Below are 15,106 nucleotides of genomic sequence, written 5' to 3'. Positions count from 1 at the left end.
CTTAATAAAACATTAAGAATCCATTAAAATGGAAAAATCAATCTAAAACGGTGGTACATTATGGATGAAGGTAACAATAATTGTTCACATTAGTTGTTTTTTCTTTTCATAAACTATGGAGGCATAGATATGTCATATTTAATAAATTTATTTGAACAACACAGTTATCTGATATTATTTTTAGGGATTTTCCTAGAGCTTATGGCACTACCTATTTCTGGTGAATTCCTAATGAGTTATGCAGGGTACTTTGTTTATCAGGGAAAGATGAATTTTATTTTGGCACTTCTTACGGTCTTTGCATCAGGGGGTGCAGGTATTACCGTAACGTATTGGATTGGTAAAGCAGGGGGATTTAAACTTATCGAAAAGTACGGGAAATATATCCACCTTGGACCTGAAAGGTATAAAAAAACTTCAGCTTGGTTTGAACGATCGGGTAACAAACTGCTAGTCTTTGCTTATTTTATCCCTGGTGTAAGACATTTCACTGGTTATATTTCAGGGATTTCTAGAATTCCTTTTCGGAAATTTATCATTCCTGCCTATTCTGGAGCATTTTTATGGGGAATTTGTTTCATTACACTTGGGAAAGTATTGGGGCCTGAATGGAAGACTTTCCATGGAGCAGCAAGTAAATATTTCGTTATTTTCATTATCGCCCTTGCTGTTTTGTTAGCAGGTTTTTTTGCATACCGCTTTTATAAAATTCAAATTAAAAACTTTTTTATTCTCCTGTTAAAACGGTTGATTGACCGATTAAAAACAATAAGAGCAACTGAGATATTTCTAATTGTCCTTACTTTAGTTTTAATTGGAATGGTTAGCCTGATGATAGGACTTGCTCAAGATTATTTATATGGGGAGTTTAATCAGTTCGATGATATTGCTGAATACTTAGTGAAATCAGTGGGTTATATGAATTGGACGAAAGGATTTGTAGTAGTAATTCAATCCCCCATTGCACTGAGTTCCATCTTAGCAATAACGATGATTCGTATTTGGAGTAAGAAAAGAAACAGGGGGCTGGAATTTCTTCTGCTTGGAGCTTCGGTATTGGGAGCAAAACCCTTTCATGAGTTAATTATCAAGGCATTTTCATACCTACAATCATTTGGTTTTGTTAGTAAATTCCACTCGGCAAATTTTCCTGATATAAATGCCTTTATTATGTTCATTGTTTTTGGAACATGCTTATTTTTACTTGTTCGTCATTCGAAACGCCATTACGCTCCAATATTAGGATTTTTGTTTGTTTTAGTCTTATTATTAGGTATGGCAATTATTAATATTGCAACTACCGAAACACTTCCAAGTGATATTGCGGGTGGATATGTATATGGCGGTGTCTGGATATTCTTTAACTTCTTATTGTTTGAAATGTTAAGACTGGTTTTGGAAAAATATTACGAAGGGACGAGTAAGAATTGAAAACACATATTCTTGTTGTTGAGGATAAGACTCAAATCGCAAGTGTTTTAAAGATGGTGCTTGAGTATGAAGGTTATCAAGAAACGGTAGAACACGATTAAAACGAAACAAAAGTCTATAAAAAATATTTTTATAAGTACAGGAGGAAAAATGTTTTTATCTTATCCTATTTTAGCTGCTATATTGGGTATGTTAATTGCCCAATTTGTAAAAATTCCAATTCACTTTTTAACATCAAGGGAAATAAAGTGGAATTTGATGTTAAGTACAGGTGGTATGCCTAGTTCTCATACTTCGACAATCATCTCTTTAACTACTGCAATTGGGTTAACTTCAGGAATTTATTCAAACGAATTTGCCATAGCTGCGGTGGTATCCTTAATCGTCATGCACGATGCTACTGGTGTAAGAAGACATGCCGGTTATCATGCTGAAGTTCTAAATAAGCTATTAGTTGATTTCAATCACCTAATCGATACTTTGAAAGATCCCAATTTAAAAAAAGCCGAGTATAGAGAAAAATTAAAAGAATTGTTAGGACATAAACCAGTTGAAGTGTTTTTTGGAGCTATTACAGGCATCATAGTAGCCTTTGCAACTTATTATTTTTATCCCTTTAAGTAACAGTGAAAAAATAAAAATGACCTAATCATGTACTCGATTAGGTCATTTAATTTCAACAGTTCCCTTTCTTTTATTAAAATTAATTTTTGATTATTAAATGGATGAACAACTATTTATGAACATTCAAATCTTTATATATAAATGGCAATAAAGACGAGAGGATGTTTAGTGTATGAGACATCTAGTAATTGGACTAATTATATTAGATAGTTTAATCTTAATAGCCGTGATCTGTGGTGAAATGCTTCTTAGAATGTAACGCCATTTTGTTTTAGGTACCATAATCCAAAATTGTTTTTGGGGTGGGCAATCGTCTCGCTAGTAAGAATAAAATTTAAGTAATATCATACGTTTTTGGAAACGGATTAAATGAGAAGAGGTGAATCATGGAATCTGAGAGAGAATCTATAAAACGATTTTTCGGGTTAGGTTCGGTGATTTTTGTCCTTGGAATGGTAAGTCTAATGACGGACCTTTCTAGTCAGATGATTGTTCCCATCCTTCCATTATATTTAACATCTGTATTACATGTACAAGTCGGGACTGTAGGTATTATCGAAGGCATTGCTGAAAGCACGGCAAGTGTTTTAAAGTTTTTCTCAGGGTGGATTTCGGACCGATTTGGAAAAAGAAAATGGTTAATGGTTGGCGGTTATGGTCTATCCAATTTGATTAAACCTTTTTTCGCATTATCATCAACATTGGGGCAAGTTCTCTTTATTCGCTTTGCAGATCGTGTTGGTAAAGGGATTCGTACTTCCCCGCGAGACGCGATCCTTGCGGATACCACTACAAAAGAAGAACGTGGAAAAGCATTTGGATTTAGAAGGTCAATGGATACACTGGGTGCTGCACTTGGACCTTTTGTCGCCTACCTAATTCTTACTTTATGGAATGGGAGTTATCAGTCGGTATTTTGGGTATCTGCAATCCCTGGATTAATTGCAACTTTGCTCCTCATCATCTTCTTAAAAGATAATAGGAATCCTACAAAAACGCAAAGCAAGGGAAAATCATTACCCAAGATTAGCTTTAAGGGGCTGGGTTCACGTTTTTTCCTGTTCACACTTATTACTTTGCTGTTCACCATAGGGAACTTCTCAGATGCATTCCTTATCTTAAGGGCGAAAGACGTTGGTATGGCTGCAGAATATATACCGTTGACATATTTTGCATACAACATTGTTACAAGTATCTTCTCAACTCCATTTGGGATGATTTCTGACCGTATCGGTCGCCGACCAGTTTTAATCACAGGTTATGTGATTTTTGCACTCATTTACCTCGGCTTTGGTCTGGTACATACTGTCCGTGGGATTTGGATTTTATTCATTTTTTATGGGTTGTACTACGCTACTACGGAAGGTATTCAAAAGTCTTATGTGGCAGATATGGTACCAGAAGGACAGCGAGGTACGGCAATGGGAACGTTTAATGCATTAACGGGGATTGCTGCGTTGCCTGCAAGCGTATTGGCAGGGTTTTTGTGGCAATCTTTTGGAGCTTTTACAGCTTTTGGTGTAAGTAGTCTACTCGCAATTATTTCTGCATTGCTTATGTTCATTCTTCGGATATAACTGGTTTAAAAAAAGGAATAGTCCTCAAATTGGGACTATTCCTTAATATTTTTATTTAGCTTGTTTCTGTTGATATTGTCGTTCCTTATATCTTTGATAAAAACCAATAGCAAATGTAAGCCAAAATGCACTAATAAAATAACCCGCTATTATATCACTAGGATAATGAACTCCCAGATAAATCCGACTAATTCCTATGACGACAATCATAAATACACTAAAGATTATTAATATTGTCCGCCCTAATCGGGTAGAAATATGCCGCCATAGCAGAAATGTTAGAACACCATATAACGCAAACGCCATTGTTGCATGGCCACTAGGGAAACTATAATTGCTCGCTTCGGCTAAGCGATGCAAATCTGGACGTGCTCTATGAAACAACTGTTTTAATGTTAAGAATAAAATATTAGCACCTAATAAAACAGCAATAAATAAAACAAGTTCTGAACGGTGATTAAAGACCTTATAGAGGATCAAAATGGACAGAAGTGAAATTACCGCAGCTGGTATCGTACCACCAATAAACGTGAATACTTTCATAATATTTGTTAACCATGGAGCTTCAAAACCTTGCACATAATAAATGATGATTTTGTCGAAAGTAATAATTGTATGTTTACTTACAAGAAGAGCCATAATGGTAAAGCCCAAAAGTGAAACAAAACTTATTAGAAATGCAATGAAAAGTTCTTTTTTTAAATTCATAAACAGACCTCAATTCATATTAAATCGGCACCTGTGATCCACTAATAATTCAAGTGATAAGTATAACTCACATTCATAAATATTTCCTTCATAGGTGGGATCGAGAAATGGAACAGCATATAGATTATCTTATTTCACATTTTGGCTACTTCGGAATCATTATTGCTCTAATTGGGGGAATTGTTGGCCTTCCAATACCTGACGAGGTTCTTCTAACCTATGTTGGTTATAAAGTGTTTCAAGGCACAATATCGTACATACCTTCTTTACTAAGTGCTTTTGTGGGGGCAATGGGAGGAATTTCTCTCAGCTACTTTATTGGATTTAAATTCGGATTACCTTTAATAAAAAAGTTTGGTCCTAAAATTCATATAACGGAAAAAAAAATCAATCGAACTCAAAAATTATTTCTCAAAATTGGACCATTTCTTATATTGATTGGCTTTTTTATTCCTGGAATTCGCCATCTTACTGCTTATGTTGCTGCCTTAAATAGTTTTCCGTTTAGAAAATTCGCTGCTTATGCTTATATTGGAGCCTTCATATGGAGTTTGTCTTTTATTACTTTAGGAAGAAAACTAGGTGAAAATTGGGGTATAGTTGATACCTATGTGTCAAAATACAGTATGTATCTTATTTTGTTTTTCCTTGTTCTTTCTTTAATGGTTTACCTTATTTGGAGAAGAAAAAAGCAATTGGGAAAGGTTTAGTAACGGTCGAGGATATTCTAGAGGAAATTGTCGGTGAAACTGGAGATGAATTTAATGCTGATGAAGTTCCTGAAATAAATAAAATTAATGACAATAAAACAATTGTAGACGGTATAGTGCTTATTGAAGAAATAAATGATTTATTTGGATTAGATTTAGATAACGAGGATATTAATACCATTGGTGGATGGATTTTATCCAAAAAGATGGATGTTGTCGAAGGCGATATTATTAATCATGGTGAATTTGACATTAAAGTCCTTGAAGTTGATGGTTATCATATCAAATCTTTAGAAATAGTAAACAAGCAAGAATCTCTTGCTTAATAGATGAATCCCTCTTAATTAGAGGGATTATTTTATTTCATTTCTATTCCGTATAAATAATATATATGTTGACATTTTATTGACGACGAATTGTCGAATGTTGACAAAATGTCAACGAATTTGTATATTTTAATAGAATTTCATTTTTTTAATTAGGATAAAGTGTGTTTAATTTTTCTACTGATTTTTAATAGATATGAAATTGATAAGTAATGAAAAACGGAAAGGGAAACTAAGATGTCTGGTGAAAAGATGGATAATAATTTGGGGTTATTATTGAAAAAATTATTAAAGGAACGTTCTTTATCCATGAGGAAGCTTAGTGAGCTTACTGATATAGACACAGCCACGATCTCTAGGATTATTAATGGGAAACGCAAAGCAAACCCTGCTCATTTACAAAAAATTGCTAATTATTTACAAGTTCCCATTTCAGAGTTATTTATAGCTGCAGGCTTTTCAATTGAAGAGAGAAATACAATACAGCAATCTGACATTTTTATGTCGGTTGAAAGTATTCAAAATTTACTTGAATTCTCCAATCTTATAGATAGTAAGTTTAGTATTGGTAGTTTAGAACAGGAATTATCTAATTATGAACAATATGTACAAACAGAAGAGGGAAAAGAGAATATTCTCAAAGGCTTTGGTGAAAAGATTAAGAAATTAGCCAGTATTGGTCCGTTTATCAGTCAGCTTAAGGAAATGTATGAGAAATTCCGTTTAAATAAGGGAACGCCACGGGAACTTGCCATAGTTGGAAGTGCGCTAATCTATTTTATTGTCTCAGTGGATATTATTCCAGATTACATTTTTCCAGTCGGTTTTATCGACGATGCGATGGCAATTCAAATTGCAGCAAATTTACTAAAAGCGGAGTAGCAATTGCCTTAATTCTTCGAAATAGCCGTCTAAGAGCTGCATTGGAGTTACAGGGCAATAATTCTATAAACTAATGACATTTGGGAAGGTGTACTATGGAAAGAATGCTTAGAAGGAAAAAGCGTGTTAGATGGAAAAGGTTAATGTTGCTTATTTTTATTTTAATGATTGGTAGTGTAGGTGCTTATGCAACTTATCAATATAAACAAGGAGTTTCGCTCGGTAAGGAAGGGAAATTTAATAATGATGAGAAAGTAGCGAAAGCTTTCCAGGGAGAAGATGTGAAGTTTGGTAGAATTAATGTGCTCCTATTGGGAGACGATTCACGAGGTGAAGAACACTCAAGAACAGATTCCATCATGATTGCCCATTATGATCAGGATACTCATCAATCTAAGTTGATTTCTATTATGAGAGACTCCTATGTTAATATTCCTGGTCATGGAAAGCAAAAAATAAATGCAGCATATGCATATGGCGGACCAGAGCTACTTAGACAAACAATTAAAGAAAACTTTGATATTGACGTAAATTATTACGCTGTTGTTGATTTTGAAGGATTCTCAAAGATTGCAGATATTATTGCACCAGATGGAATTGAAGTTGATGTTCCTCATGAAATGCAGTATGGAATCGGAACGACAATAAACCCCGGAAAACAAACTTTACATGGTGATAAGTTATTAGGATATGTACGTTTTAGGCATGACAAGTTAAGTGACTTTGGCCGAGTTCAAAGACAACAGGAAGTCATTAGCAAGTTGAAGGACCAAGCTTTAAGTATTGGAAGCATCCTAAAGCTTCCTAAAATTTTTGGTGTTATAACCCCTTATGTTGATACAAATTTGGATACTCCCACTCTATTTTCCTTGGGGAAAGATTTGCTTACTAATCAATCCAATGACTTAAAAACAATGCGTATTCCTGTGGATGGGTCTTTTACTAATGAGCAATTCAAGAATGCAGGTGCAGTGTTAAGTATCAATCTTGAACAAAACAAGTCTGCTCTAAATGAATTTTTATCATCGTAATAAAGCCAAAAATAAGACAAGGATAATATTTAGAACTTAGCACTAGGAGATGAAAAAATAAATAAAGACGTATTCAGAAATGCAAGTTGGAATGAAAACATCTTGCATTTTTTTTAATAAATTATATTAATAGAACACGACGGAGGATAAAGAACTTAAACCAAACGTCTTTGTGCTTTGAAAAAAATATTAGGAATATATTCATTTGAAAGGTGGACAAACATGCGTTATTTATTATTATTAATCATTATTGTTCCTGCAATGGATATAGGCGTATTGCTGTTCTCTGGTAAAGCAATTGGTGTTTGGCCGACATTGATTTCTATTATTTTAACAGGAATAATTGGAGCCTATTTAGCGAAAAGAGAGGGGCTGCAAACCATTCGCAGGGTACAGGAGCAACTGCGTTACGGACAAATTCCCAGTGAAGGTGTTTTAGATGGCATTTGTATTCTAATTGGCGGTACACTATTATTGACTCCAGGATTTATCACGGATATATTCGGATTTCTAATGCTTTTTAAGCCAACTAGAAAACTGTTTAAATTCTTTATGAAGAATTCTTTTCGAAAATGGATCGATAGAAGAAATATTAAGATTATAAAATAAAAAGTAGGTTTCTTAGATTGGAAGCCGACTTTATAGATTTCATTTTCCTTTAAATATCCGATTATGAATAGGTATTTGTGAATAAAAGAGTGAGCCTCAAAAGTTAGACACGGTTATTTCAATAGGCAGCTATTTGGCCATTAGTTCGGTATTGTACTGGGCTCATGCCTTTTTTTTGCCTTTATTCGTTTTTGATTATAGTAGTCAAAATATTTTGCCAGTCCATTCTTAAAGTGTTCTACACTTTCAAATTCCTTTAGTAAGGACAAAAAGAATTAATTTACAATTCAAATGTAGAGCTTCTATTAAAGAAATGGCAGAAGTAAAGAGAAAAGTTAATAAACTAGAACAGAAATAAGATATATTTTCGAGGGATTCCAAAAATAATCCTTTCAATTTAACTCTTCAGATTTCCTCCAGCAGAATTGAAAATTGTCATTTCGAAGCTCTTTTTAAGCAGATGAGCTTGGAACTACTGCAAGCTTCCTATTCTATATTCAACTCAATCAAATACGAAAAACCATCCTTTGATAATATGGATGGCCTCAATTCAGAGGGGATATTGCGTTCTGTTAATTCCCAAAAGAAGGATTTGTGAATAAAATAATTTCCAATGATCAACGACTGATGCTTTATTTTTACGAACATTTACAAGTAAAGGGGAAGTCACTATGCCAGCAAAAACAGGGTTTCTGCCGAGCTCATCCGCTTTTAAGTTTGAAAACAGCTTTGATAAGGTTCCATTAAAGAAAATAAATGTTTTGGGTCTGAAGATACCAATCGGTAATGCATCGTATGGATTATGCGGCGGAATGATTTATGCTGCCATGGATTACTTTGAAGCAAAAATGCCGATCCCGTCCAATTCGGAAGCCCCTTCCTCTGGACCATTATTCGACTATATCGTTAAACGGCAGATAGAAAGCTTTCATTTGCCCTTAGGTCTTTTGAAATATTTATTTTTGATGAATCCTTTACTCCGGGACCATGAAACAAAAGCTAGTAAACTAGGAGCTGCAATGCATGGAAGGATTTGGCGAATGATGAAAAAGGAATGGCCGAGAATAAAAAAGGATCTTGATAACGGCAAGCTTTCACCGCTTGGCTTAATCAGAGTAAAATCCTTTAATCCTTTTCAGATCAGACAACATCATCAAGTTCTGGCATATGGGTATGACTTGAATGAGAAACATCTTTCCATTAATATCTATGACCCTAATTTACCAAACGATGATCATGTAACTTTATCCTTAAATATAGAAAAACCTAAATCGACTACATCTGTGGTTCATTCAAAATCATCTGTTCCGATTAATTGTTTCTTTAGAACAGATTATGAGTTTAAGAGGCCAGGAGATTTAAACTAAATTTTAAGTGACTCTAAGGGAAGAATAACCTTATCGGCGAATCGATAATGCAACTATTTTTCTGCTTTAACTTTCTTCTTCTAATCATGCAGTCTATTAAAACCAATACTTTTTATTTGAACATTATAACAACAAAATAGAAGAGACAATGAATGAGATGAAAAAAAATGACCAGTTTTAGGGGTAACTTTATTAATCCAGCTAATCTTAAAATAAAGGAAGGGCCAATTTCAGCCCTTCCTTGGTTACTTTAAATCTAATCCTAATTGGTTTAATAAGGTTTCACTAGGATCTTGACTGACCTCCCAAATCATCGCTCCTGCTAATCCCTTCGATTTGATATAGGCTGCCTTTTGCGACATCGATTCGACATCGTCATAGCTGATAAAGGTCGATCCATTCCATAAATAAGGTACCTGTGATTCGGAATCCCAGTAACGTACATATCCATCTTTACCGATATACTTTTTCTCTAAATCACCATAACTGTTGGAATAGACGCCTCCGGTACGAGCCTGATATAATCCGTTGTTTGCATTATTCACGCCTTTATACTCATTCCCATAAAACGGTACACCCATAACCAGCTTGTTTGCTGGAACGCCTTTTTCCAAAAATATTTGAACAGCCTGCGAAACGCTTAGTGCAGGGGCCGGTTCTGCGGAACTGGCATATAGCGGGGCATTAAAACCGGTAAGACTGTCCCACGCACCGTGCACATCATACGTCATGAGTTGAACATGATCGACAATTTTACTAATTTGATCCAATTGGGTCGTTTCTGTAAAATTATTGGATGCACCGGCCGCGATCGAAAGCGAATATTTCTTTCCATCGAGTGCCTGCTGGGCATTCAGTTTTTCATGAACCCTCTGAAGCAGCAGGGTATAATTTTTTTCATCAATCGGGCGGCGGACATTCGTCTTCATTCCTCCGTTAACGGGATACTCCCAATCAAAGTCAACTCCGTCAAAACCGTACGTGACCAGGAACTTCACAACGCTGTCGGCGAAGGCAGTGCGGGATGCCTCGGTCAATGCTACTTCGGAAAACTTGTCAGACCAGCTCCATCCGCCTACTGAAATCACCGTTTTTAGATGAGGGAATTTTTGCTTCAGTTTCTTTAATTGATTGAAATTCCCTTTGAACGGATCCGTTGCTGAATCTCCCGGAAACTCTTTTTGTGTATCCGCGTAAGGATCTCCGACCTGCATTTTTAAATCATTGCCGATATTGGCAAAGGCATAATTAATTTGCGTCAGCTTTGAAGCATCGATGTCGGAAACTTCTGAACCGCTATAAGTAGACCAGCCGGCATAGTAACCAGCGATAACATGACTCTGAGGAGTGAGCGGTTGTGAACCCGTAGAAGCCGAAATTTCCGTGCTTGCCATTGACACATTGCCTTTAGCATCCTTGGCGGTTACATAGAAGTTATATTTTGTATTTGGCAGCAGTCCGCCGACAACAAAATTCGGACTAGATGTATCCATGATTTTTACTTTATTTTGGTAGACCGAATAGCTCGTTACCCCATAATTATCGGCCGGTTCAATCCATTTTAAAGTAATGGTTTTATCCGTCGATGCCAGAGAGTGCAGGTTCACAGGTGCCTGCGGCGCTGCCGTGTCCAGGGCACCAGTTGATGCCGTGACGGACTGACTGGCTGCTGACACGTTTCCGGCAGAATCCTTGGCCTTAACTGTTAAGGTATAAGATGTATTTGCATTCAAGTTCCGTATCGTTGTTCGAAGCCCTGAACTAGTAGCCAGAAGTGTAGAGCCGGTATAAATTTGATACGTTACATTCGGGCTGAGATTATCATAATTATCTTTTGCTGCATCCCATTCCAATTTCATTGTCGTGTCGGTTACGTCACTCACCTTCAGGTTGGATGGAATGGAAGGAGGGATGGTGTCTTTGGATACATCCGTTGTTACTTGTACTGCGTTGCTGGCACTGGAAAAATTCCATGCCCGGTCTCTTGCTTTCACCGTTAGGTTAAATAATTTCCCGGGATTTAAATCCTTTAACGTGACACTATTGGATGTTGACGTCCCAATGCGGACAAGTCCATTGTAAATTTCATACTCGGCTGTACCGATATTGTCTGATGAAGGGTCCCAGGCCAAGGAAATGGATTGGTCCGTTTTTCCTGTCAGTCGAAAATTGGCCGGCGTTGCAGGTGCGACTTTATCATTCTGAACATACACCTGACGGGACGATTCGGTTTTTTGACCTGCTTTATCATAGGCAACCGCCTTAACCATCTGCTCACCGTCAGCGACCCATGGATCGGTTGCCCAATTGATGGCATATGGCTCTGAAGTCTTTGTTCCAATCAGATATTCGCCATTGGCACTGTAAAATTCAACCTTGGAAATACCGGTATCGTCCGTGGCATTGATGCTAAGCTTTACATTACCTGACACCGATTCTCCGTCAAAATCCAACGGAGATACTTCCAAGGGACCCACAGATGGGGGCAGGTCTTGAGTTGACACATTCAAACTATTGCTTGCAACGGAAACATTCCCTGCCCGGTCTTTTGCTTTAACTGACAAATGGTATGTTGTCCCAGGCGTTAAGTCGTTCAAGGTAACACTCGTGCTTTCAGAAGTTCCGATTAGAACCTGATCATTGTAAATTTCATAAGCCGTCACACCTACATTATCGCTGGCCGCATTCCATGTCAGTGAAATGCTTTTGTTCGTTGTGGCTGTGGTTTGCAAATTAATAGGAGGGGAAGGTGCTGATTTGTCATTTTGTACGTAGACTTTACGGGATGCTCCGGCTTTTTGACCAGAGCTGTCGTAGGCGATGACTTTTACAACTTGTTCTCCGTCAGGTACCCATGGATCCGTAGCCCATTTCAAGGTATAGGGTGCGGAAGTCTTTGTACCAATTAGATATCCGCCATTGGCGCTGTAAAACTCTACTTTGGAAACACCTAAGTCATCTCCAGCCGTAACGGAAATTTGTACATCCCCTGAAACTGTTACGCCATCACTCGAAAGGGGAGATACCTGAATTGGGCTTACCCAGGGAGGATTGTCCGCTGCTTCTGCAATAGACAGCACCGAAGTCGATAATAGACTTACAGATAAAAATCCAAACGAAAACTTTTTCCATAACTTTTTGGCCATTTATTCAACCCCTCTCAGTTGTTCCATTCTCTTTTTCAATATTCTAGTTAGTTCTGCTAGAAATGGGAGTTTTCATACTCTCTTTATATTAATATAGTTCGAAATAGAAGGTAGATTCTGGGGGGGATTTCCATTAAATTTAAAGATTTTTACAATCTTTGGGACAGATTAGTAGAAAAGACCTTCAGGCCAAAGTCCTCCATTTTTTAACAATATCTTTAAAAAAGATTAATACCCCTTATACCTTCATTAAGTACTATTTTCATAGTAAGGGTTTGTAAACCTTTTACATTTGTTTCAACTAAATGAAGAGGAGACAGAAAATGGTACCAAATTTGAGGGGAAAATCAAAAAAATTAACAGCCTTTTTAGTATCAGCAAGTATTTTCGGAAGTATTTGGATAGCATCAGTGGATGGACCAACAAAGGTTCAGGCCGCGGAGCAGGCTCTAACACTGGAGAATTTCGATCAAATCGCTAACGGGCAGCTTCCTGCAGGCTGGAAGCTTGTACAGGGAGATGCTAAGGTCTTGGATGGCAAGCTGGTATTAACGTCACCATCTTCCGGCGCTCCTGCCAGAGTTGTGATTCCTATAGGAAACCAAACAGGAAACTACGTTTTTGAAGCGGATATGATGTTTCAAAGTGCAGTTGAAGACACCCGATGGACTTCGTTAATGTATCGTGTCCAGCCAAATACATATCCGTATTATCAATTCGCCATGCGCAAAGGCACTACGGCGCTGAACGGACTGGAGTTCGCCATCAGAAATGAAAGCAATCAGTGGGTTGTGCCGGAAACGAATTTTTATCCGGAAAATATGGCCTCCAATAAGACTTATCATGTCAAAGTGATCGCAAGCGGAAATCGTGTGCAGCAATTTATCGATGGCCAGCTTGTGGTTGATACGGATCAGGCCGGGAAATGGACAAACGGGGATGTCGGATTCCAAGCGAACGGGACGACCGTTCAATTCGATAATGTAAAGGTCAATACCTACTCAAATGCACTTCCTCCATTAGGGGGTACGAACGCTTTTCTTCCTCAAGAAGTGAAAACGAATATCGTGAATCCGCCAACGATTATTTCGAAAACCGTTGCGCAGGAAGGTGCAGCTTCCGTGCTCATGCAGGCAAAGCGGAACGAACTGGGGAAATGGACGGTTGAAGGGGCCCCAATTGAAAACGCCCTTAATACTATTAAAGGAAAATTCATTCCGATTATCCAAGTGGAAGAACATTCGGATATAGAAGGTCTAGCCAATGTCCTGAAAGAAACCCAGACACAAGATTTTCAGATTTTATCCAGTAATCCTGCGATCGTAAAAGAAATGCGCAGTTTTATTAAAACGGCCCGCGGTGCCCTTATTTACAACAAGGCATCTTTCAATAAGAATGATAGGGCGGGGTTCGTACGTTACATTCATAAAAGCGATGCGATGGTAGCGGTAATTCCACAAAAAATTCTGAGCCCTGAGAACGTTCACTATTTGCATAGCCGTGCCATATCCGTTTGGGGAGTCGGCGCTGAGGATGTGCAAGCTGCCCATACGTTGATTCATCTTGGAGTGGACGGCATTGTTTCTGAAAATCCTTCCGCTTCCATTGAAGCTTTGGGACAGTATCCAGAGAATACCATTGTACAGCGTCCGGTAGTGGCCGCACATCGAGGTGTACCTTCCATTGCGCCTGAAAATACAATGGCTTCCTATCGAAAGGCCTATGAAATGGGAGCAGATATGATTGAGACTGACGTACAGAGGACCAAAGACGGGAAACTGGTTATTATGCATGACTATACGGTGGACCGGACCACGAACGGGAAAGGAAATGTAAAGGATTTGACCCTCGAGCAGGTTCAGGCATTGGATGCCGGTATCAAGTTCAGTCCTGAATTCCAAGGAGAAAAGGTACCTACGTTTAAAGAGTATTTAGAAGAGTTCAAGGGGAAAGATGTGGTCCTGCTTATCGAGATTAAGGCAGATGGCATCGAGAAGCAAGTGATGGAGGAGATCGAGCAAACCGGAATGGTTGATCAAGTAGTGATTCAAAGCTTTAATTCCAACCATATCCGCAACACTCGAGGTATTAACCCTGAAGTGGGCACGGGCTATCTTTACTCTGCAGCTGTACCATCTACAATCGAAGGCAAGCTGAAAAAGGCCCAACAAATGATGCAGTACGGTGCCAGCATGAACGCGACCCTGAATGCCGACTATGGCAGTTTAAATTCGGAATTCATTCGCTACATGCGCCAGCGTGGATTCCTGAATATGCATTGGACATTTAGAAACGAAGATCATTTTGGGCAAGCTTTGGAGGCCGGCGTGGTCGGACCGATCACGGACTATACGCAGTGGTTGACAGATGCGCCGATTCGTTTGGAAATTCCAAACAAAAAGGTCAACCTGAATGTCGGAAAATCGGCAACGATTCAGGTCAAATCCTTTGTGAACTATCGTGAATCCAAAACAGAAAATATTTCGACGACTCTCTTTGTTAACAATGGAGAAACGAAGGTTAAAGTCGAAGGCAATACCATAACAGCGCTTGAGCCCGGAATGGTGAATGTGTTCGCGATGCATACATTCCAAATGCTTGGCAAGGAATGGCATTTAGTATCTGAGCCAATGGAAGTGACCGTAACAGAATGATAAGTTTTAAAAATGCGCCCAATTTATTGGAGGCGCATTTT

12 protein-coding genes and 1 pseudogene are annotated in these 15,106 nt (G+C 38.0%); 10 read left to right on the top strand and 3 right to left on the bottom strand.

Annotated elements, in window-relative coordinates; all coding sequences use genetic code 11:
- Positions 1–129 precede the first annotated feature (129 nt).
- From PH210_RS08440 to PH210_RS08430, 3 genes are all read left to right on the top strand, one after another.
- On the top strand, positions 130–1,431 hold the full coding sequence (locus PH210_RS08440; RefSeq protein ID WP_289984591.1) for a DedA family protein: 1,302 nt from the start codon (positions 130–132) through the stop codon (positions 1,429–1,431).
- Positions 1,432–1,581: 150 nt separating this feature from the next.
- Positions 1,582–2,055, top strand: coding sequence for a divergent PAP2 family protein (locus tag PH210_RS08435; protein ID WP_289984589.1), 474 nt, complete (start codon positions 1,582–1,584; stop codon positions 2,053–2,055).
- 386 nt (positions 2,056–2,441) lie between these two features.
- Positions 2,442–3,632, top strand: coding sequence for an MFS transporter (locus PH210_RS08430; RefSeq protein ID WP_289984588.1), 1,191 nt, complete (start codon positions 2,442–2,444; stop codon positions 3,630–3,632).
- A 51-nt stretch (positions 3,633–3,683) separates the two neighbouring features.
- Here PH210_RS08430 and PH210_RS08425 read toward each other — a convergent pair whose 3' ends face one another.
- Positions 3,684–4,340 (bottom strand): phosphatase PAP2 family protein, encoded by a 657-nt coding sequence (locus PH210_RS08425; RefSeq protein WP_289984587.1) that lies wholly within the window; start codon positions 4,338–4,340, stop codon positions 3,684–3,686.
- 107 nt (positions 4,341–4,447) lie between these two features.
- Here PH210_RS08425 and PH210_RS08420 point away from each other — a divergent pair, with 107 nt between their 5' ends.
- The 5 genes from PH210_RS08420 to PH210_RS08400 all read left to right on the top strand — a co-directional run bounded on the left by PH210_RS08420 (position 4,448) and on the right by PH210_RS08400 (position 7,898).
- Positions 4,448–5,050, top strand: a complete 603-nt coding sequence (locus PH210_RS08420; RefSeq protein WP_289984585.1) for a DedA family protein — start codon at positions 4,448–4,450, stop codon at positions 5,048–5,050.
- Positions 5,017–5,376, top strand: coding sequence for a transporter associated domain-containing protein (locus PH210_RS08415; protein WP_289984583.1), 360 nt, complete (start codon positions 5,017–5,019; stop codon positions 5,374–5,376). Before PH210_RS08420 ends, PH210_RS08415 begins: the two co-directional genes overlap by 34 nt.
- Positions 5,377–5,613: 237 nt before the next feature.
- Complete coding sequence (locus PH210_RS08410; RefSeq protein ID WP_289984581.1) at positions 5,614–6,258, top strand: helix-turn-helix domain-containing protein; 645 nt, start codon at positions 5,614–5,616, stop codon at positions 6,256–6,258.
- A 95-nt stretch (positions 6,259–6,353) separates the two neighbouring features.
- Positions 6,354–7,289, top strand: a complete 936-nt coding sequence (locus tag PH210_RS08405) for an LCP family protein (RefSeq protein WP_289984580.1) — start codon at positions 6,354–6,356, stop codon at positions 7,287–7,289.
- Positions 7,290–7,511: 222 nt separating this feature from the next.
- On the top strand, positions 7,512–7,898 hold the full coding sequence (locus PH210_RS08400) for an FxsA family protein (RefSeq protein WP_289984579.1): 387 nt from the start codon (positions 7,512–7,514) through the stop codon (positions 7,896–7,898).
- Positions 7,899–8,016: 118 nt separating this feature from the next.
- Here the strand turns inward: PH210_RS08400 and PH210_RS08395 are convergent.
- Positions 8,017–8,158: pseudogene (locus PH210_RS08395) on the bottom strand (IS3 family transposase); the annotation flags it as partial.
- A gap of 411 nt (positions 8,159–8,569) precedes the next feature.
- Here PH210_RS08395 and PH210_RS08390 point away from each other — a divergent pair.
- Positions 8,570–9,265 (top strand): hypothetical protein, encoded by a 696-nt coding sequence (locus PH210_RS08390; RefSeq protein ID WP_289984577.1) that lies wholly within the window; start codon positions 8,570–8,572, stop codon positions 9,263–9,265.
- Between the two features lie 245 nt (positions 9,266–9,510).
- Here the strand turns inward: PH210_RS08390 and PH210_RS08385 are convergent, their stop codons facing one another.
- Entirely contained in the window at positions 9,511–12,411 is a 2,901-nt protein-coding gene (locus tag PH210_RS08385; protein WP_289984576.1) for a glycosyl hydrolase family 18 protein, read from the bottom strand.
- Between the two features lie 323 nt (positions 12,412–12,734).
- On the opposite strand from PH210_RS08385, the gene PH210_RS08380 reads away from it, so the two are divergent.
- A complete protein-coding gene (locus PH210_RS08380; RefSeq protein ID WP_289984573.1) occupies positions 12,735–15,065 on the top strand; it encodes a glycerophosphodiester phosphodiesterase family protein in 2,331 nt (776 codons plus the stop codon).
- Positions 15,066–15,106: the final 41 nt, after the last annotated feature.

Source organism: Paenibacillus sp. BSR1-1 (assembly GCF_030403775.1).
Lineage (GTDB): Bacteria > Bacillota > Bacilli > Bacillales > Cytobacillaceae > Neobacillus.
This window is presented reverse-complemented; position numbering and strand designations above follow the sequence as displayed.